Source organism: Novosphingobium terrae, assembly GCF_017163935.1.
Lineage (GTDB): Bacteria > Pseudomonadota > Alphaproteobacteria > Sphingomonadales > Sphingomonadaceae > Novosphingobium > Novosphingobium terrae.
The window spans coordinates 3,786,341-3,805,022 of sequence record NZ_JABVZR010000001.1; the positions used below are offsets into that span (position 1 = coordinate 3,786,341).

Sequence of the window (18,682 nt, forward strand, 5' to 3'; positions counted from 1 at the left end):
AGCGCGAGGGGATAATCCCCTCGCATCTTCTCTTTTCTTCCCAACCCTTCCCTGTCCCAAATCCCGACACACTCAGCAAAACGCCCCTTCCCCCGCCAACAAGATATCTTTACGGAGGCAAACTTGTGCTTGCCGCGCAAGCTAGGCCGATCGCGCCGAAGGGGAACTGATGCATATTGTTTTGAGCCTGGCCGGAATCGCGTTGATTCTGGGCGTTGCCTTTGCCCTGTCGAGCGACCGGCGCGCCATCCGCCCCCGTGTTGTGGGTGCGGCTTTCGGGCTTCAGGCTGGCGTGGCCGCGCTGGTGCTGTACTTCCCTGAAGGCAATTATGCCCTGCAGATGGTCGCGGGCGGCGTCTCCAACCTGCTGGGTTATGCCCATGCCGGGATCGAGCTGCTTTTCGGCCCGCTGGCCGCGCCGGACGTTGGCGGCAAGAGCTTCGCCATCTCCAGCCTGCCGGTGATCATCTTCTTCGCGGCGCTGATTTCGGTGCTGTATTACATCGGCGTGATGCCGCTGGTGATCCGCTGGATCGGCGGCGGGCTTGAGAAGATCACGGGCATTTCCAGGCTGGAATCGCTCTGCGCGGCCTCCAACATCTTTCTGGGCCAGTCCGAAGCGCCGCTGGTCATCAAGCCCTATCTGGCGGGGCTGAAGCCCAGCCAGCTCTTCTGCGTGATGACCGTCGGCATGGCCGGCGTGGCGGGCACCATTCTGGCCGCCTATGCCGGGCTCGGCATCCGCATCGACTATCTGGTGGCGGCCAGCTTCATGTCGGCCCCGGGCGGCATCTGCATGGCCAAGCTGCTGATGCCCGATCCGAAAAACCAGCCCCTCGACACCGACGAAACCGTCACCCCGCTGCCCGGTGAGGGCCATGACGAAAAGCCCGCCAACATCATCATGGCCGCCAGCGAGGGCGCCCAGACCGGCGTGCGCCTTGCCGTCGCCGTGGGCGCCATGGTGCTGGCCTTCGTGGCGCTGGTGGCGCTGGCCAATGGCATCATGGGCTGGTTTGGTCACTTCTTCGGCTATCCTGATCTCTCGTTCCAGAAGCTGCTGGGCTATGTTTTCGCAGGGATTTTCTACCTGCTGGGCGCCCCCGACTGGACCGAGGCCATGCGCGCGGGCGGCATGTTCGGCACCAAGATCGTACTCAACGAATTCGTCGCCTTCATCGATCTGGGCCACGCCACGGACCTCTCCAAGCAGACCGTTGCGCTGGTGACCTTTGCGCTGTGCGGCTTTGCCAACTTCTCCTCCATCGCCATCCAGATGGCGGTGACGGGCAGCCTGGCCCCCAACCAGCGCGCGCTGATTGCCAAATTCGGCCTGAAGGCCCTGCTGGCGGGCAGCCTCTCCAACCTGATGAGCGCCGCGCTGGCGGGCCTGTTCCTCTCGCTCTAAGCCGATGCGCGACTGGGACGAGGATTGGGAAGCCCTCGTCCCCCGCAAGAATTTTCGCGAGAGCCGCACCGGCCATATCGCGCTGATCTTCGCCGCCGTGCTGGCGCTGATGCTGGCCATGCTGGCGGCCATCAACTGGCGCCAATGGCGCGCGGACCACACGCCGCAAGCGCTCTCCCCCGCCAAAGCCGCTCCGCATGATACGCTGCGCGCGCGGTTCGCCCTCTGCCGCCATAAGCGCTTCAATTGCGTGGTGGATGGCGACACCATCTGGTTTCAGGGCGAGAAAATCCGCGTCGCCGACATCAACGCACCCGAAGTCTCCGAGCCCCAATGCGATTATGAGCAGGAGCTGGGCGAAAAAGCCACCGACCGGCTGGTGCTGCTGCTGAACGCCGGGCCCTTTTCCCTGACGCCGCCTGCGGACCGGGATACCGATGTTTATGGCCGCAAGCTGCGGGTGATTTCACGCGGCGGGCAATCTTTGGGGGCCGTGCTGGTCAGCGAAGGGCTGGCCGAGACATGGACAGGGCATCGACGGGATTGGTGTCATTGAAGGGGTTTGAAGAAGGATAATGCGAGGGCCATCGCCCTCGCGCTCCCTTTAATGTCTACGTTGCGCTTCGGGTTCGGCCACAGAGCAACGTCGCAGCGCCGCAGGCAGGAACGATAGTACCACGCTAACAGATTAAGAGCCTGCGGCGCCTTAGGTCGCGCTGGCGGAGAGTTGAAGCGCTACAATCGGGCGCCACTGCCCATGAGCCGGAAGATGTCATGGGAGCGCGAGGGGGTAACCCCCTCGCATCTTACTTCCTTGAAACTCCTTACAGACTCCAATCCGCAGCCTGCCCGAACACGCCCTTCAGATCCGCCAGAGTCCCGCCCTTCTTCAACAGCGAGCGGAAATGCCCCGGCCCCAGCGCCAGATATTCGCGGTGCGGCACGGCCAGCACCACCATATCGTATTTCCGCTTGAAGGCGTCTTCCACCAGCGGGATGCCATACTCCTCGACAGCCTCGTGAGCATCGGCATGGGCGTCATGCACCGTCACGCCATGGCCGAGCCGCCCCAGCGCGGAGACCAGATCGGCCACCTTGGAGTTGCGCAGATCGGGGATGTTTTCCTTGAAGGTCAGCCCCAGCATCAACACGTTGCCGGGCTTGCTCTTGCGCGCGGTGTGCAGCTCTTTGGCCACCCAGCCAGCCATGCTGTCATTGATCCCGCGCCCTGAGAGGATCACGCGCGGGTCCAGCCCCAGCTGCTCGGCGCGGTGCGAGAGATAATAGGGGTCGACGCCGATGCAGTGCCCGCCGACAAGGCCGGGGGCGAAGGGCAGGAAGTTCCACTTGGTGCGGGCGGCGGCCAGCACGTCCCAGATGGAGAGGTCCATCTTCGAGAAGATCTGCGAGATCTCGTTCATAAAGGCGATGTTGATGTCGCGCTGGGCGTTTTCGATTACCTTGGCGGCCTCGGCGGCCTTGATCGAGGCCGCGCGGAACACGCCGCCGCTGGTGATGGCACCATACAAGTGCGCCACGCGCTCCAGCACCTCGGGCGTCTGGCCGGAGACGACCTTGGTGATCTTGTCGATCGTGTGTTCGCGGTCGCCGGGGTTGATGCGCTCGGGGCTGTAGCCGAGGAAGAAGTCGCGGCCGCACACCAGCCCGGAAACCTGCTCCAGAATGGGGGCGCAGATGTCCTCGGTCACGCCGGGGTAGACGGTGCTTTCATAGACCACCACGGGCACGCGGCCCTCGGCCACGGCGGCGCCCAGCATGGCGCCGATGGTGCGGCTGGCGGCTTCCACGATGCGCAGATCGGGGCGGTTGGCGCCGTCGATGGGGGTGGGCACGGTCACGATGTAGAAATCGGCGGGCGGGCAGACCTGCGGGTCGGCGGTCAGCGCCAGCGTGCTGGCTTCCAGACGGTCACGGTCGATTTCGCCGGTGCGGTCGTGGCCGGTGTTGAGTTCGGCGATGCGGCGGGCGTCGATGTCGAGGCCCACGGTCTCGAAGCGCCCGGCCAGCGCCACGGCCAGCGGCAGGCCGACATAGCCCAGCCCCACCACCACCACGCGCTGCGCCAGAGCAAAGCCACCGCCTTGGGGCAAGGCCGCGCCTTGGCCAACAGGGACGGCGCTGCTCTGGGCAAGATCGGGATACATCGACGTCAAGGCTGGCCCCCTCTGGTGGCGGATGGGCGCCGCGCAGGGCTCCCATGGAATCGGCGTGCTGTTTAGAGCTAAAGCTCTTATGCCGTGGTTAACACCTGCGATTCTAGATAGATCGTGCAATCAGACCGCCAGTGGACTTATTTCATGACCCAGACCGATCCGGCCAAAATCCTCCTGATCTTCGGCACGCGGCCCGAGGCGATCAAGCTGTTTCCGGTGGTGGCCGCCCTGAAGGCCGATCCGCGTTTCGATGTGAAGGTCTGCGTGTCGGCGCAGCATCGCGGCATGCTCGATCAGGTGCTGGCGATTGCCGGGATCACCCCCGATCACGATCTCGATCTGATGCGCCCGAACCAGACGCTCGATTCGCTCACCGCCGCGCTGATCGTGGAACTGGGCAAGGTGATGGATGCCGAACAACCCGCGCGCGTCATCGTGCAGGGCGATACGGCGACGGCCATGGCGGGCGCTCTGGCCGCCTATTACCGCAAGATTCCAGTGGACCATGTGGAAGCGGGCCTGCGCAGCGGCAACATCTACCACCCCTGGCCCGAGGAGGTGAACCGCAAGGTGATCGGCGCCATCGCCAGCCTGCATTTCGCCCCCACGGAAACCAGCGCCGATGCGCTCAAGCGCGAGAATGTCGATCCCAGCCGCATCCATGTCACCGGCAACACGGTGATCGATGCGCTGCACTGGGTGACCGCCCGCATCGAGGCCGAACCGAACCTCGCCGCTGATCTCGCCAATCTGGAAGAGCGCTTCAAGGGCAAGACCATCATCGGCGTCACCAGCCACCGCCGCGAAAACTTCGGCGGCGGGCTGGAGAACATCGCCGAGGCCATCCGCCAGATCGCCCAGCGCCCGGATGTGGCGATCATCTTCCCGGTCCACCCCAACCCCAATGTCCGCGCGGTGATGGATACGGCGCTGGCGAACCTCAACAATGTCGCGCTGATCGAGCCGCTGGATTATCCCCATTTCGCCCGTCTGCTCGGCCTTGCCCATATCATGCTCACCGATTCGGGCGGCGTGCAGGAAGAGGCCCCCGCGCTGGGCAAGCCGGTGCTGGTGATGCGCGAAACCACCGAGCGGCCCGAGGGCGTCACGGCAGGCACGGCGCGGCTGGTGGGCACGGACGTGGACACCATCGTTTCCGAAATCTTCAACCTTCTCGACAATAAAACGGACTATGACGCCATGGCGCGCGCCCATAATCCCTTCGGGGACGGGCAAGCCTGCGCCCGCATCGTGAACATCTTGGCTCAGGAGTTGGCCCAGTCATGAAGTCGGAGAACAAGCCGCAGGTCTGCGTGGTCGGGCTGGGCTATATCGGCCTGCCCACCGCCGCGATCATCGCGCGCAGCGGCAGCCGCGTGCAGGGCGTGGACGTGACGCAATCGGTGGTGGACACCATCAACCGCGGCGAAATCCATATCGAGGAGGTCGATCTCGACGGTCTGGTGCAGGGCGTTGTCTCACGCGGGCTGCTTTCGGCCAGCCTGACGGTTGAGGCGGCGGACGTTTTCGTGATCGCCGTGCCGACGCCCTTCGACAAGGACCATCAGCCCGATATCTCCTATGTGCTGGCCGCCGCGCGCTCCATCGCCCCGGTGCTGAAGACCGGCGATTGCGTGATTCTGGAATCGACCAGCCCCGTCGGCACCACGGAAGCAATCCGCGACCTGATCGCCGAATTGCGCCCCGATCTGAAGGTGCCGGGCCTCACCACGCAGACGCCGGACTTGTCGATCGCCTATTGCCCTGAGCGCGTGCTTCCGGGTCGCATTCTGGAAGAGCTGACCAACAACGACCGCTCGATCGGCGGCATCACACCGCGTTGCGCGCGCAAGGCCATCGCCTTCTACAAGCTCTTCGTGCGCGGCCAGTGCATCCCGACGGACGCCCGCAGCGCCGAAATGACCAAGCTGGTCGAGAACGCCTATCGCGACGTCAACATCGCTTTCGCCAACGAGCTGTCCATCGTGGCGGACCGCATGGGGCTGGATGTGTGGGAGGTGATCCGCCTCGCCAACCGCCACCCGCGCGTCAACATCCTTCAGCCCGGCCCCGGCGTGGGCGGGCACTGCATCGCGGTCGATCCGTGGTTTATCGTGGCCAGCGCGCCGGAGGAAACCCCGCTGATCCGCACCGCGCGCGGCGTGAACGATGGCAAGATCCGCCATGTGATCGCCAAGGCCGATGCCCTGATCGCCGCCCATCCGGGCGCGAAGATCGCCGCGCTGGGTCTGGCCTTCAAGGCCAACATCGACGATTTCCGTGAAAGCCCCGCCCGTCTGGTCGCCGCCACCCTGGCCCGCACCTATGGCGAGCGCATCCAGATCGTGGAGCCCTACGCCACGCAGCTGCCCCGCGAGTTCGACGGCACCGGCGCCACGCAGATCGACCTCGACACCGCGCTGGAGGATTGCGACATCCTGCTGGTGCTGGTGGATCACGACATCTTCCGCCATGTGCCGCTGGCGGAGCGCGCAGGCAAGATCGTCTATGACACGCGCGGCATCTGGCCCGATCAGCCCAAGCACGATTCTCAGGCCGGTTCGGTCAAGCTGCAGGTGGTGGGATAAATTGATAGGCGCCGGGGATGCTGCCCCCGGCGCCCTTTTTCATTACTGCGCAATACGATAGGTCAGCGATCCCGCGCTCAGCGTCACGGCCAGATAATAGGTCGCGGCGGCATCGCTTTCGGTTGCGACCTGCTCGTTGACGATGCTGCCCGTCACGGAGCCAAACGACCAGCCCGCCCAGGCCAGACCGCCCGCCGTCAGCCCGGCCATCGTCGCGCCACCATCGGTGGAGCGCAGCAATTGCGCCGAGCCACTGGCCCCCTGCCCCACCAGAGTTGCCCAGATCTCGCGCGCCAGTTGCGGCGTGAAGGGGCCGAAGACATGCGCCGCACTGTCGCTCACCGTGCCCGCCAGTGGCACCGATGTGGCGGCATAGGCCTGCGCCGCCGCCACCGGCAGGGGCGAGGTCTGGCTGACGGTCACCGCTTTGGCCGCGCCATCGGCAAAGGCTGAGGCATGCACCGGTACATAGCCGGCGGGTTGGGCAATCGACATTCCTTCGGACATAGACACCTCCATGTTTGCGCTTTGTTCACTATGGGAGTGGCGTGGAAGTAGGAAAGCCCAAACGCATATGTCGCTGGCGCAGCACTCTATGCCGCATCGCAACAATGAGCGATTGCCATCTATGTAAATCCGCCGATATATCTCGATCCGCCTTTGCAAATGCAGGCTGTTTTTCGGGGGACCAGGTGAGCAGCTTGCCGCGACCGGACAGGATCAGGGTGATGCATATCATCACGCATCTCGATCTGGGCGGCGCGGAAGGCGTGGCGATGCAGCTGATCGAGGGGCTGGCCGGGGAGGTCGATGCGATCCTCTTCGCGGTGCTGCGGGACAAGACCCTCTCCCCCATCGGCGCCGATATGGCGGCGCGGGCGAAAAGGCTGGGCGTGCCGGTGGTGTTCGGCACAGGGCGCGGTTTCAAATCGGGCGGCGTGATTCTGGCGGCTCTGGCGCTGGCACGGGCTGTGCGGCGGGCTCGACCGGATATGCTGCATGTCCATACCGAGATCCCGGAGCTGACTCTGGCGGTGGCCTGTGTGTTGTCGCCGCGCGTGGCCCGCACGGCTTTGCTGCGCACGGTGCATAACAGCGTGTTGTGGATCGCCTGGAGCCGGATCGGGCAATGGGTGACGCGGCGGCTGGCGCACGGCAGGGCTGTGGCAGTGTCTCAGGCCGCCGCGCAGGCCGATGCCGCGATTGAGGCGGGCGTGAAGCGCCCGCTGGCCGAAGTGATCTACAACGCCGTGCTGCCCCCGCCCATCGCGGCGCAGCGCGAAGCTCCTTCGCCGGTAAGGCTGCTCTTTGCCGGACGGCTGGTCGAGCAGAAGGGCGCCGATCTGCTGCCCGCGATCCTGAAGCAGGCCAGCGCTCTGGCCAGCCGCCGCGATGTCGAGGTGATCGTGGCGGGCGAAGGCACGCTTCACGCCGATCTTGCCCAATCCTTCAAGGCTTTCGACAGCCCTTGGCGGGTTTCGATGGTGCCGCCCATCGCCCAGCTTGCGCAGCATCTGGGGGATTATGACGCGGTGCTGCTGCCCTCCCGCTTCGAGGGCTTCGGGCTGCTCCATCTGGAGGTGCTGATGGCCGGGCTGCCGCTGCTCACCTGCCGCGCGCCGGGTCTGGCCGAGGTGCTGCCCGAAACCTATCCGCTGGCCACCGCGCCGGGCGACACGCAGGCTCTGGCGCAGGCTTTGGCCGCACTGGTCGATAACCTGCCGGCCCAGCGCCAGACCATCGCCGTCTATCGCCCCGCGCTGGTCGAGCGCTTTGCGCCGCAACGCATGCTGGCGGCCTATCTCCAGCGCTATCGCCAGCTGGCAGGAGCTTGTGCATGACCGTCACCGTCGCGATCAAGGCCCTGAACGAGGAAGCCCATATCGCCGCCGCCCTCGAAAGCGCGCTGGCCGAAGTGGCCCCGCTGGGCGGCCATGTCGTGCTGGGTGACAGCGGATCGCGCGATCGCACGATCCCTACCGCCAAGGCTTATCCGCGCGTCACCATCGTGCAACTGGCCGATCCATCGCAGCGCTGCTGCGGCGCAGGGGCGCAACTGGCCTTTCAGGGCGCGCTGGCGGCCACCAGCACCGACGATTACATCTATCTGCTCGATGGCGATATGGTGCTGCAGCCCGGTATGCTGGCGGCGGGCATCGCCTTTCTGCAGGATCATCCGCAGCATGCCGCCGTGGCGGGGCAGGTGATCGAGGCCAACACGCAGAGCATCGAGTTCGAGGCCCGCGCCCGCAATGACAAGGCCAAGCGCCGCGCGCTGGTCGAGGAGGTGGACCGGCTCGATTGCGGCGGGCTCTATCGCCTCAATGCCCTGCGCGATCTGGGCTATTTCGCCGACCGCAATTTGCACGCCTTCGAGGAGTTCGATCTGGGCGCCCGCCTGACGGCCAAAGGCTGGAAGCTGGCGCGCATCGATGTGCCCGGCGTGCGCCATCACGGCCATGCGATGGGCGGCTTGCCGCTGGTGTGGAAGCGCATCACCAGCGGCTATGCCGGGGGCACCGGCGAGGTGGTGCGCGCCGCCATCGAGCAAGGCCGCCTGCCCGAGATGCTGCGCGGCTTCTCCCATCTGCGCCATGCGGTGATGGTGGTGGGCTGGTGGACTTTCCTGCTGATCAGCCTGCTGGCGGGCTGGTGGTGGCTGCTGCTGGCGGCGCTGGTGCTGCCGGTGGCATTTCTGGGCGCGCGGCGGCGCAGCCTGCGCCATGGCCTCTATTCGGTCACGACATGGAACATGCATGCCATCGGCCTGCTGCAAGGGCTGGGGCGCAAGCGTGTGCCGCCCCGCCAGCCGCTCGATATGGTGGTGCTTCAGGACGGCGCGCCATGAAAGTCGTTATCCTGTGAAGGGTTTCACCGGCAAAATGGCGTGGACGGTGGGCGGTTTCTTCGCCTCATCGGGCCTGCGTTTTATCCTCAACATCATCCTCGCCCATCTGCTGGCGCCCGAGATCATGGGGGTGATGGTCGTCGTCAATGCGGTGCGGCTGGGGATCGATCTGCTGACCGATGTCGGCATCGAGCAGAACATCATCCACCACCCCGACGGGCTGACCAAAGCCTTCCGCGACACCGCATGGACGATGCAGGTGCTGCGCGGCGTGTTCCTGAGCGCGCTGTTCGCTCTGGCCGCGCCCTTTCTGGCCGATGCCTATCACATCGATGTACGGATCTTCCTGCTGGCGGCCTGCGCACCGCTGCTCAACGGGCTGCATTCCACCGCCGTCTTCGTGCTGGTCAAGCAGATGGAGGTGCGCCGCCGCAACCAGTTCGAGCTGGGCAGCGAGGGGCTGGCCTTCATCGTCTCGGTCGCGCTGGCCTGGAGTTTGCGCTCGGTCTGGGCCCCGGCGCTGGCGCTGGTGGCAGCCGCCGCGATCCGCCCGGCGCTCAGCTTTCTGCTGCCCGAAGCACGGCAGAGCTTCCGGATGGACGCCGAGATCCGCCGCCGCATCGTGCAGTTCGGCAAATGGATCATGGTCACCTCGCTGGTGATGTATGCCGCCACCAATCTGGACCGGCTCTATCTGGGCCGCGCGGTGCCGATCGCGCTGGTGGGCATCTATGGCATCGCCCGCGCCATCGCCGATCTGCCGACCAATCTGGCCCGCCGCCTGAGCTATCAGATCATCTTCCCCGCCATCGTCGCCGCCCGCAACGGAGAGGCAGATGGTGTGGAACACCATATGGCGCGATCCCGGCTGGTCTTTGTGGCGGGCGTCTGCTGCGCGCTGGCCGTGGGGGCGGGGATTGGCGATTGGCTGATCGGCCTGCTTTACGATCACCGCTATGCCTCGGCAGGGTGGATTCTGGGCGTGCTGCTGATCGGCGGGGTGTTTGCAGTGCTCTCCAACCTCAATGAGGCGCTGCTGCTCGGTGTGGGGCGGCCCGCGCTCAGCAGCTATGCCAATGCCGCGCGCTTTGTCACCATGGCGGCGCTGCTGCCGCTGGGACTGCACTATGGCGGCTTTGCCGGAGCAGTGATCGCCATCGCCTTCGTCGAACTCTGCCAATATGCCTATATTTCCGCAGGGCTGCTGCGGATGAGGCTGGGCTATTGGCGGCAGGACGGGCTGGCGCTGGTCTCGTCGGCCATCATGCTTGGCGGGGTTTGCGCCCTGCGTTCCGCCATGGGTCTTGGGACCTCCTTCGCACCGATCCGGGGGCTTTTGCCATGACGCGCCTGCTTATCGTCCAATATGCCGGAGACTATCGCGAGGCCCGCCAGCGTATCGAGCAGGACGGCAGCGAGATCTATTACGGCCACAGCTATGTGCTGGATCAGCTCAACCATCTGGCCGCGCGCCATGGCGAGGCGGGTTTCCTATGCTGCCTCGCGCCGCATTACGTGGAAAGACTGGAGGGCGGCGTCACACTGATGGGCGCCGCCGCCGGGCGCCGCAAGGACATCGATCCGGCCCCGGTGATCCGCATGATCGAAGAGTACGACCCGACCCATCTGATCGTGCATGGGCCTTTGAACCCTCTGCTGCGCCATGGGCTTAAACGGAACCTGCCGCTGGGTTGCATTCTGGCCGACAGCTTTAACATGCATCCGCTCGACCGCTGGCTGCGCTTCGGGCGTCTGCCAGGGCTGCTGAACGATCCGCATGTCTCGCTGGTGGCCAATCACGGGGTGAATTCCTCGCGCTCGCTGGTGAAGCTGGGGGTGGAGGCCGAAAAGGTCATCCCATGGGACTATCCGCAGCTGCGTCGCCCGGAGAGCTGGCCGGTGAAGGCGGCGCCCACGGAGGGCCAGCTTGAGCTGCTCTATGTCGGCTCCATCGGGCGCAAGAAAGGCGTGGGCGATGTGATCGATGCGCTCGCCCTGCTCAAACACCGCCCCGAGATCGTCCTGAAGATCGCCGGCGCCGGCCAGCGCGAACAGTTCGAGGCGCGCGCCCGCAAGATGGGCGTGGCCGACCGGGTGGAGTTCCTCGGCCTCGTCCCAAATGGTAGGATCATGGAGATGATGCATGCCAGCGCGGCGGTGATCGTCCCCAGCCGCCATGCCTTCCCCGAGGGCCTGCCGCTGACCCTGTATGAAGCGCTGGCCTCGCGCACGCCCGTCATCGCCTCGGACCATCCGATGTTTTCCGGTCATCTGGTGCATGAGGACAGCGCGCTGGTGTTCCCGGCGGGCCAGCCCCGCGCCTTGGCCGACAGGATCGAAAAGCTGCTCTCCGACCCCGCGCTTTACGCCCGCATCTCGCAAGGATCGGCGCAGGCGTGGGAGCGCATGCAGATCCCCGTCCGCTGGGGCGAGATGGTCGACCGCTGGGTCAGCGACACAGAAGAAGACCGCGCCTGGCTCTCCGGCCATACGCTGGCCCATGATCCAATTCACGCCTGAAAGAGACAAGATCGATGGAACGCGCCGAAGTCATTGACCGCCTGATGGATGTCCTTGCCGAAACCTTCGACGAGGATGACATCGCCTACAGCGACGACCTCACCGCCGCCGATGTGCCCGGCTGGGACTCGCTCAGCAACATCCGCCTGATGGTGGCGGTGGAGCAGGAGTTTGGCCGCAAGCTGTCGATCGGCGAGTGGCAAGGGCTGAAAAAGCTGGGCGATCTGGTCGCCCTGCTAACGGCCTGATCCTGATCCGCCTGCGCTGAATGGCCTTCAACTCCTACGGCTTTGCCTTGTGCTTTCTGCCGCTGGTCTGGCTGGGCTGGTGGCTGGCCGGGCGCTTTGCGGGGCAGCGCGGGCGGCTGAGCGTGATCGTGGCCGCCGGCCTTGGCTTCTACGCCATGGCCAGCGCCTGGGCTTTGCCGGTGCTGCTGGCGTCTCTGGCGGGCAATTACGCCATCGCCCGGCTGATTGCGGCCAGTGAAGGCCAGACGCGCCACCGCTGGCTGGTGCTGGGGGTCAGCGCCAATGTGCTGGCGCTGCTGGCGTTCAAGTTCACCGGCTTTCTGGGCGTCAATCTGGGCTGGCTGATGGGCCGTCCGCCGCTGTGGCGCGATCTGGCGCTGCCGCTGGGGATTTCCTTCTTCACCTTCCAGCAGATTTCGCTGCTGGTCGATCTGGCGCGCGGGGTGGTGCGCGAGGTGCGAGCGCTGACCTATCTCGCCTCAATCCTGTTCTTCCCTTATCTGATCTCCGGCCCGATCACCTATTTCCGCGAATTCGCCCCCCAGATCGAGGCCGAGCCGCGCGAAACCGGACGCGATGCGATGGCGGGCATCACCCTCTTCACCATCGGCCTGTTCAAGAAGGCGGTGCTGGCCGACACGATGGCCCTGTGGGTTGACCCAATGTTTACCGATGTCGCGGCGGGCCATCGCCCGGTGGCGGCGCAGGCCTGGGCGATGGTGATCGGCTTCCTGCTGCAGATGTATTTCGACTTCTCCGGCTATTCCGACATGGCGGCGGGCTGCGCGCGGCTGCTGGGGGTAAAACTGCCGCTCAACTTCTACTCGCCGATGCGCGTGACCAGCATCATGGACTGGTGGCGGCGCTGGCACATGAGCCTTGGGCGCTTCGTCAATGACTACCTGTTCCAGTCGCTGGCGCTGCCGCTGACACGCTGGTCGGCGGGGCGCGGCTTCGGGCGCTGGGGGGTAACGGGCTTTGGCGTGCTGCTGCCCACGGCGATCTCGATGTTCGTGATCGGCGCGTGGCATGGGGGGGCATGGACCTACATCACCTTCGGCCTGCTGCATGCCTTCTACATGGTGGTGGCCGAGGCCTGGGTCTTTGCCCATAAGAAGAAGAAACGCGGCGCGCCGCCTCCGTCCCGCTGGGTGCTGCTGCGCGGCCATCTGCTCACCATGCTGGCGGTGCTGATCGCGCTGGTGCCCTTCCGTGCGCCCGATATGGCCAGCGCCTGGCTGCTGTGGGGCGCGATGAGCGGCCTCGCCCCCGGAAACTGGCTGACATGGCCCGTGCTGGCGCCCGTTGGAGGCGCCGTGGTGGCAGGCGAACTGGTGGCGGCGATGCTGATCGTCTACACTTTGCCCAACACCGCGCAGCTGCTTGACCAGCTTGAACCCTCGCTGCCCTTTGCCGGGGCGGCCAAGGTTTCACGGGGGCTGCTGCCCTTGCGCTGGCGGGCCGGGCTGGTCTGGGGGCTGGCGATGGGGGCGATGTTGCTGCTGGGGCTGGGTTTCGTCAGCCGGGGTGGCAACAGCTTCGTCTATTTCGGTTTTTGAGCGGGAGGATGGCCAGCATGACCCAGCCCGAACCGCAAACAGCCCCGCCCGGCACCGCGCTGTATCTGCTGGGCATGGTGGCGGGCTTTGCGGTGCTGCTGGCGGTGCTGCTCACGCTGCCCTTCGACCGCTATATCGCCGCCCAGCGCGCCGCTGGCAGCGAGATGTTCCACGCCCGCTGGGTCTATGAGCGCATCCATTTCGACCCCGCCCCCATCGACGTGGCGATCATCGGCTCATCCCGGCTGGAATCGGGGATCAGCCCCGGCCTGCTGCAGCAATTGCTGAGCGCCAAGCTGGGCCGCACGGTGCATGTCGCCAATCTCTCGGTGGTGCAGGCCGGGCGCGACTATCACGATCTGCTGGTGCATGATCTGCTGAACGCCCATCCCGAGGTCCGCCTGCTGGTGCTGACCGACGATGGCTTCATGGTCTATTCGCACCCCATGTTTCAGGAGATGGCCAGCCCCGGCCAGATCGCCTCGGCCCCGCTGCTGGTGAACAAGTTCTATGTCTCCAACCTGCTGGCGGTGCCCTATCGCAATCTGCTCAATGCGGCGGAACAGGTGGCGCCCGGCTGGTTTGGCGTGGACCGTGCTTTCCGGCCCGAAGCCTATCTCGGCACCGACCTCGACCGCACCTTGGGCTATCGCCTGCCCGATGGCCATTGGCGCAACGGCAATGCCACCATGCCGCTGGCGCAGATGCAGGCGCGAGCGCAGGCCAGTCTGGCCACACAGAACCGCTTCACGATTTCGCATTTGCCCTTCCTCCCGGAGGACATGCAGCTGGCGATCGATCATCATTACATGCAGTCGATCGCCGATCTGGCGCGGCAACGCCATGTGGCGCTGGCCTTTGTCGGCCTGCCGATGTTCGGTCCCACGGATCTGCCGCGCAACCCGCGTTATTTCAGCCGCTTCGGCCCCGATTTCCTGCCGACCGCATGGCGCAATGATGCCGCGCTCTATCAGGATGACACCCATCTCAACCGCGCCGGAGCCATCCTTGCCACGCATTATCTCGCGGACAGGCTGGCCGGGTTGATCCCTCCCCCTCCGGCGCGCGCTCCGCAGCAAGGACCAAGCCATGGCCGATAACGTTTCGTCGCAGGTGGTCTTCGCCATCACCCACACCACGCCGGGCGGCCTGCGCGAAATCTGGCAGGATGTGGCCCATGGGCTGAGCGGGCGCGGTTTCCGGACCGGCCTGCTGGGCCTCTACCCCCAAGCCGCAGAGGAAGCCGCTGAAGCCCAAAGCGACGGCTGGCAGTTCATCGCCCCCAGCCCGCTGCGAAGTGCCGCCGCTGGTCTGGCCTTGCTGGCCGCCACGATTGGCTGGCTGCGTCGCCACAGGCCTCACGTGGTGATCACCGCCATGCCGCTGGCCAATGTGCTGTTTCCGCTGGCCGCCACGCTGGCCGGGGTGCGGACGAAGGTGGTGCTCTCGCATCACACGCCTGCCTTCACCTATCAGGGCGCGCTCAACCGGATCGACCGCTGGACGGGCTGCCTGCCCTGCGTCGCGGCCATCGTCAGCGTGTCGGACGCGGTGGGCATTTCCTTCGACAGCTGGCCCAAACGCTATCGCGCCAAGCGCCGCACCATCCACAATGCCCTGCCCGAGGGGGTGGAACGCATGGTCGATGCCATCGCCGCAGACCATCAGCGGACAAGCGCCACGCAAGGCCTGATCGTGGCGGTGGGGCGCCTGTCCCGCCAGAAGAACCACCCCCAACTGATCCGCGCCATGGCCCTGCTCCCCAAGGCCCGGCTGGAGATCATCGGCGCGGGCGAAGACGAAGCCGAATTGCGCGCCCTGATCGCGCAACTGAAGCTGGAAGACCGCGTTTCCCTGCTGGGCCAGATGCCGCGCGAAGAGGCCTTGCGCCGCGCCGCTCAGGCCGATGTTTTCGCGCAGGTCAGCCTGTTTGAAGGGCACAGTCTGGCCCTGATCGAGGCCGCGCGCCTCGGCCTGCCGCTGGTGGTCTCGCAGGTGCCGGTGCAGATCGAGGGCGTCACCGGAGAGGATGGCGCGCTTTGCGGCCTCACCGTGCCGCTCGACGATCCGCAGGCGCTTGCCCGTGCGCTGGGCAGCCTGCTGGATGATCCGGCCACCTATCGCCTCTGGGCGGAGCGTTCGGCACGGCTGGGCATGATGCGCGGCAGCCGGGCACTGATCGACCGCTATGTGGCGCTGCTCGGCGAACATGGCATCGCGCCGCAACACGCGGCAACCGGCGCCGAGACCGGCATGGCTTTCAGGGAGGTCGCCAAGGCATGACCAGCATCACCGACAGCCGTACAGCCGCCGCAAGGGGCAGACAAACCCCGCGCAGCTTCGCGCCGCCCGTCAAGGATATGTGGCGCCTGCGCTGGTCGGCCTTCTGCCTCTCGGCCTTCCTGCTCTTCGAGATGATCGACATGAACGGGTTGATGGGCGGCGTCGGCGATCCGCATGCGGGCGACGGCAGCAGCGTCAACCAGATCATCGTGATCGCCGTTGTCGGCATGATGGCCCTGTGCTGCTGGCGGCCCAGCCGGATGGAGGCCAATATTGCGATCCCCTGGCCGTTGCTGGGCCTTTTCGCCTATTGCCTCTTTACGCTGGCCTGGTCCGACGTGCCGCTGATCGGCTTTCGGCGGCTGGTGCTGGCGGTGATGTCGATGTGGCTGCTGTTCCGCTGTGTGAACGAGCTGGGCTATGGCCGCACCCTGTTCTATATCCGCGCGGTGATGATCGCGTTGTTGGCCGCCAATTATCTGGCGGTGATGTTCAGCCCGCATGGCATCCACGGCTATGTCTTCGGCGATGCCTCCACCGAGGCGGGCAGCTGGCGCGGCGCCATGATCCACAAGAACATCGCCGGCCCCGCCTGCGCGCTGACAGTGATGTTCTTCGCTTTCGACCGGCGCACCATGCCGGTGATGCTGCGCAATGCGGTGCTGGGTGCCGTGGTGATCTTCCTGTGGTTCACCCAGTCCAAATCATCGATGAGCAGCCTCGCCATCGCCCTGCTGTGCGGCTACGGCGTGCGCTTTCTGCGCATCAGCAAGGGATCGCAGACGCTGATCTATGTCGGGCTGGCACTCGCGCTCATGCTGGCCATCGGCGGCGTGTTCTACAGCGATGCGCTGGAGCAGCTGGACGATCCCAATGCCTTTACCGGCCGCATGCAGATCTGGCTGGCGCTGATCCTTTACACCAAGCAGCATCTGTGGACGGGGGCCGGTTTCGCCTCCTTCTGGCAGGTGGGCGCGGCCAGCCCGATCCTGCATCTGACCAACGGCTGGGTGGCCGAGGAGGCGCCCGCCGGGCACAATGGCTATCTCGATCTGCTGGTGACGATCGGCCTGCCGGGCGCGATCCTTGGCGTGGTCGTGCTGCTGCTGGCCCCCGCCCAGCGCCTGATGCTGGCCGAGGGCATGCCCGCGCAGAGCCGCTCTCTGCTGTTCTCGGTGATCGTCTTCTGCATCTGCAACAATTTCGCCGAGAGCGAGCTGATCGGCGGCATGCTGATCGACCAGATGTTCCTCTCGATCGTGCTGGCGCTGATCCCGCTGGCCATGCACATGGGCGCGCGCAGACTGCCCGCGCCCCGGCCCCAAACGCCATAAAGCGAAGGCCGGGCGGAGTTTTATTCCGCCCGGCCCCGTATCCCTTACGCCAGATCCAGCGCGGCGGTCAGATCGCCCGGCTTGCTGCCCTCGGCAGCCTGCATGGCGATGTCGCGGTCAGCCAGACCCGGCAGCATTTCCAGCCCCCAGCGGCGCGTGATGAAGCGCAGGATCGAGCCCGTGTCATAGACCGTGTGATCGACATGGCCCTTCTTGGCATGCGGGCTGACGATCACGGCGGGAATGCGCGTGCCCGGGCCCCAGCGGTCGGCTTTTGGTGGGGCGATATGATCCCACCAGCCGCCGTTTTCATCGAAGGTGATCACCACCAGCATCTTGCCCCATTGCGGGCTCTTGCGCAGCGCGTCGATCATCACCGCCAGATGCTGATCGCCCGCCTCCACATCGGAGTAGCCGGCATGCATGTTGAGGTTGCCCTGCGGCTTGTAGAAGGTGACCGCCGGCAGCTTGCCCGCCGCAATATCGGCCAGCAGCTTGTTGGTGCGCGGGCTCTCGCCCTCGCCCGCATCGCGCAGATGCTCCTCACGGTCGGCGGTGCCGGGGGCAAAGCGGCTGTAATAGTTGAAGGGCTGGTGGTGGACCTGAAAGCTGGCCTTGCCCGCGAAATCGGGCGTGGTGCCACCGGCCATAGCCGTGCCCCAGCCGCCGCTGTACCAGGCCCAGGTCACGCCCTTGTCGCTCAGCACATCGCCGATGGTCTTGTGAGTCTGCGGGATCAGCGTGCTGGGGCTGGTCCAGTCGGCATAGCCGGGCTTGGCCGGGTCCAGCTTGTAGGCGGGCGCATAGGGCGGGGTCATGGTGTTGACCGCGTAGAAATCCGGCGTCAGCACATTGGTGGTGAACTTGGCCGGGCCCTCCATCGCGCTGGCGGGCGAGCCTTCGCGCAGCATGGGGCGCAGGCCCTTGGGATCGCCGGGATCAAGCTTGGTGATGCCGCCCTTGGCCGGGCTCTTGTCCGCCTCGGGATAGAAGGGTGGGCGGGCCGCGATCAGATACTGGTGGTTGACGAAGGAGCCGCCAAACACGCCCATGAAGAAGTTGTCGCACAGGGTGAATTCGCGGGCGATGGTCCACAGGCGCAGCTTGGCCGAGGCCTCGCCATAATGGCCCATCACCAGAGCGCCGGAATCGCCCCAGGCCACAAAGCCATCGTTCTTGCCATCGTTGATCTGCAGCTGGTTGTTGTAGAAGGCATGGACCAGATCGCGCGTCACCACGCCATGCGGCAGCGGATCGCCCTGGGGCGTCTTGAGCGCGAAAGGCGCATTGGCCAGGCCGGTGATATCGCCCTGAGCGATCAGATACTCCTTGTGCTCCACCACCTGCTTGTCGGGCACCATGCCGTTCCAGATCGGCGGCAGGGTCTTGAGCGGCGTGCCGTCACGGTCGCGCTGCTTGTAGGTCTCGGGATCGACCACCGAGAGCGGCACCTGAAGGCCGGGAAAATCGGCAAAGAGATTGTTGAAGCTGCGGTTCTCGCAGAAGATCACCACAACGTTCTCGATCTTCTCGCGCAGCGCGGCATCCACCGCGCCGTCCGACAGGGCCCCGCCGGTCAGCACCTTGCGGCGCGTGGTGGCGGCCTGCGCCGGGCTCTCCACCGAGGCGGCGCCGATGGCGGCGGCGATGCCGCCCAGCACCAGTCGGCGATCGGGGTTGAAAGAGGTGTCGTTCTGCGGGGGAGTCTTGTCGGTCATGA

16 protein-coding genes are annotated in these 18,682 nt (G+C 65.7%); 13 read left to right on the forward strand and 3 right to left on the reverse strand.

What is annotated here, in order from left to right:
- Nucleotides 1–169: 169 nt before the first annotated feature.
- Together HGK27_RS16925 and HGK27_RS16930 are read left to right on the forward strand one after the other, a co-directional pair.
- Complete coding sequence (locus tag HGK27_RS16925) at nt 170–1,408, forward strand: NupC/NupG family nucleoside CNT transporter (protein ID WP_206242038.1); 1,239 nt, start codon at nt 170–172, stop codon at nt 1,406–1,408.
- Between the two features lie 4 nt (nt 1,409–1,412).
- Complete coding sequence (locus HGK27_RS16930) at nt 1,413–1,964, forward strand: thermonuclease family protein (protein WP_206242039.1); 552 nt, start codon at nt 1,413–1,415, stop codon at nt 1,962–1,964.
- A gap of 268 nt (nt 1,965–2,232) precedes the next feature.
- Here the strand turns inward: HGK27_RS16930 and HGK27_RS16935 are convergent, their stop codons facing one another.
- Nucleotides 2,233–3,582 (reverse strand): nucleotide sugar dehydrogenase, encoded by a 1,350-nt coding sequence (locus tag HGK27_RS16935; protein ID WP_241127256.1) that lies wholly within the window; start codon nt 3,580–3,582, stop codon nt 2,233–2,235.
- Between the two features lie 144 nt (nt 3,583–3,726).
- Between HGK27_RS16935 and wecB the strand changes: the two genes are divergently transcribed.
- Together wecB and wecC are read left to right on the forward strand one after the other, a co-directional pair.
- Entirely contained in the window at nt 3,727–4,869 is a 1,143-nt protein-coding gene (wecB, locus tag HGK27_RS16940; protein WP_206242040.1) for a non-hydrolyzing UDP-N-acetylglucosamine 2-epimerase, read from the forward strand.
- A complete protein-coding gene (gene wecC / locus HGK27_RS16945; protein ID WP_206242042.1) occupies nt 4,866–6,170 on the forward strand; it encodes a UDP-N-acetyl-D-mannosamine dehydrogenase in 1,305 nt (434 codons plus the stop codon). The genes wecB and wecC overlap by 4 nt, the downstream gene beginning before the upstream one ends.
- Before the next feature lie 42 nt (nt 6,171–6,212).
- Here wecC and HGK27_RS16950 read toward each other — a convergent pair whose 3' ends face one another.
- On the reverse strand, nt 6,213–6,677 hold the full coding sequence (locus tag HGK27_RS16950; protein WP_206242044.1) for a hypothetical protein: 465 nt from the start codon (nt 6,675–6,677) through the stop codon (nt 6,213–6,215).
- Nucleotides 6,678–6,898: 221 nt separating this feature from the next.
- Between HGK27_RS16950 and HGK27_RS16955 the strand changes: the two genes are divergently transcribed.
- From HGK27_RS16955 to HGK27_RS16995, 9 genes are read left to right on the forward strand one after another with little or no spacing between them, the layout of a single operon-like run.
- Nucleotides 6,899–8,011, forward strand: a complete 1,113-nt coding sequence (locus tag HGK27_RS16955; protein WP_206242046.1) for a glycosyltransferase family 4 protein — start codon at nt 6,899–6,901, stop codon at nt 8,009–8,011.
- Nucleotides 8,008–9,018 carry a glycosyltransferase family 2 protein gene (locus tag HGK27_RS16960; protein ID WP_206242048.1) on the forward strand — a complete coding sequence of 337 codons (1,011 nt, stop codon included), beginning with the start codon at nt 8,008–8,010 and terminating at the stop codon, nt 9,016–9,018. Before HGK27_RS16955 ends, HGK27_RS16960 begins: the two co-directional genes overlap by 4 nt.
- Before the next feature lie 13 nt (nt 9,019–9,031).
- The gene (locus HGK27_RS16965; protein ID WP_206242050.1) at nt 9,032–10,363 is read left to right on the forward strand and encodes an oligosaccharide flippase family protein; all 1,332 of its coding nucleotides are present in this window, start codon (nt 9,032–9,034) and stop codon (nt 10,361–10,363) included.
- A complete protein-coding gene (locus tag HGK27_RS16970; protein ID WP_206242052.1) occupies nt 10,360–11,538 on the forward strand; it encodes a glycosyltransferase in 1,179 nt (392 codons plus the stop codon). The genes HGK27_RS16965 and HGK27_RS16970 overlap by 4 nt, the downstream gene beginning before the upstream one ends.
- A 14-nt stretch (nt 11,539–11,552) precedes the next feature.
- Nucleotides 11,553–11,786 (forward strand): acyl carrier protein, encoded by a 234-nt coding sequence (locus tag HGK27_RS16975; RefSeq protein WP_241127258.1) that lies wholly within the window; start codon nt 11,553–11,555, stop codon nt 11,784–11,786.
- Nucleotides 11,787–11,806: 20 nt separating this feature from the next.
- Entirely contained in the window at nt 11,807–13,345 is a 1,539-nt protein-coding gene (locus tag HGK27_RS16980; protein WP_206242054.1) for an MBOAT family O-acyltransferase, read from the forward strand.
- Nucleotides 13,346–13,362: 17 nt separating this feature from the next.
- Nucleotides 13,363–14,445 carry a hypothetical protein gene (locus tag HGK27_RS16985; protein ID WP_206242056.1) on the forward strand — a complete coding sequence of 361 codons (1,083 nt, stop codon included), beginning with the start codon at nt 13,363–13,365 and terminating at the stop codon, nt 14,443–14,445.
- The gene (locus tag HGK27_RS16990) at nt 14,435–15,628 is read left to right on the forward strand and encodes a glycosyltransferase (RefSeq protein ID WP_206242057.1); all 1,194 of its coding nucleotides are present in this window, start codon (nt 14,435–14,437) and stop codon (nt 15,626–15,628) included. The genes HGK27_RS16985 and HGK27_RS16990 overlap by 11 nt, the downstream gene beginning before the upstream one ends.
- Entirely contained in the window at nt 15,625–16,962 is a 1,338-nt protein-coding gene (locus tag HGK27_RS16995; protein ID WP_206242059.1) for an O-antigen ligase family protein, read from the forward strand. The genes HGK27_RS16990 and HGK27_RS16995 overlap by 4 nt, the downstream gene beginning before the upstream one ends.
- A gap of 44 nt (nt 16,963–17,006) precedes the next feature.
- Here the strand turns inward: HGK27_RS16995 and acpA are convergent, their stop codons facing one another.
- On the reverse strand, nt 17,007–18,680 hold the full coding sequence (gene acpA / locus HGK27_RS17000) for an acid phosphatase (RefSeq protein ID WP_206242061.1): 1,674 nt from the start codon (nt 18,678–18,680) through the stop codon (nt 17,007–17,009).
- Nucleotides 18,681–18,682: the final 2 nt, after the last annotated feature.

What these genes read in the sequence shown, in the direction of transcription:
- HGK27_RS16980 (WP_206242054.1), top strand. Translation starts at nt 11,807, where the DNA reads ATGGCCTTCAACTCCTACGGCTTTGCCTTGTGCTTTCTGCCGCTGGTC.
- wecC (WP_206242042.1), top strand. Translation starts at nt 4,866, where the DNA reads ATGAAGTCGGAGAACAAGCCGCAGGTCTGCGTGGTCGGGCTGGGCTAT.
- HGK27_RS16955 (WP_206242046.1), top strand. Translation starts at nt 6,899, where the DNA reads ATGCATATCATCACGCATCTCGATCTGGGCGGCGCGGAAGGCGTGGCG.
- HGK27_RS16925 (WP_206242038.1), top strand. Translation starts at nt 170, where the DNA reads ATGCATATTGTTTTGAGCCTGGCCGGAATCGCGTTGATTCTGGGCGTT.
- HGK27_RS16990 (WP_206242057.1), top strand. Translation starts at nt 14,435, where the DNA reads ATGGCCGATAACGTTTCGTCGCAGGTGGTCTTCGCCATCACCCACACC.
- HGK27_RS16985 (WP_206242056.1), top strand. Translation starts at nt 13,363, where the DNA reads ATGACCCAGCCCGAACCGCAAACAGCCCCGCCCGGCACCGCGCTGTAT.
- acpA (WP_206242061.1), bottom strand. Translation starts at nt 18,680, where the DNA reads ATGACCGACAAGACTCCCCCGCAGAACGACACCTCTTTCAACCCCGAT.
- HGK27_RS16995 (WP_206242059.1), top strand. Translation starts at nt 15,625, where the DNA reads ATGACCAGCATCACCGACAGCCGTACAGCCGCCGCAAGGGGCAGACAA.
- wecB (WP_206242040.1), top strand. Translation starts at nt 3,727, where the DNA reads ATGACCCAGACCGATCCGGCCAAAATCCTCCTGATCTTCGGCACGCGG.
- HGK27_RS16960 (WP_206242048.1), top strand. Translation starts at nt 8,008, where the DNA reads ATGACCGTCACCGTCGCGATCAAGGCCCTGAACGAGGAAGCCCATATC.
- HGK27_RS16970 (WP_206242052.1), top strand. Translation starts at nt 10,360, where the DNA reads ATGACGCGCCTGCTTATCGTCCAATATGCCGGAGACTATCGCGAGGCC.
- HGK27_RS16930 (WP_206242039.1), top strand. Translation starts at nt 1,413, where the DNA reads ATGCGCGACTGGGACGAGGATTGGGAAGCCCTCGTCCCCCGCAAGAAT.
- HGK27_RS16950 (WP_206242044.1), bottom strand. Translation starts at nt 6,677, where the DNA reads ATGTCCGAAGGAATGTCGATTGCCCAACCCGCCGGCTATGTACCGGTG.
- HGK27_RS16975 (WP_241127258.1), top strand. Translation starts at nt 11,553, where the DNA reads ATGGAACGCGCCGAAGTCATTGACCGCCTGATGGATGTCCTTGCCGAA.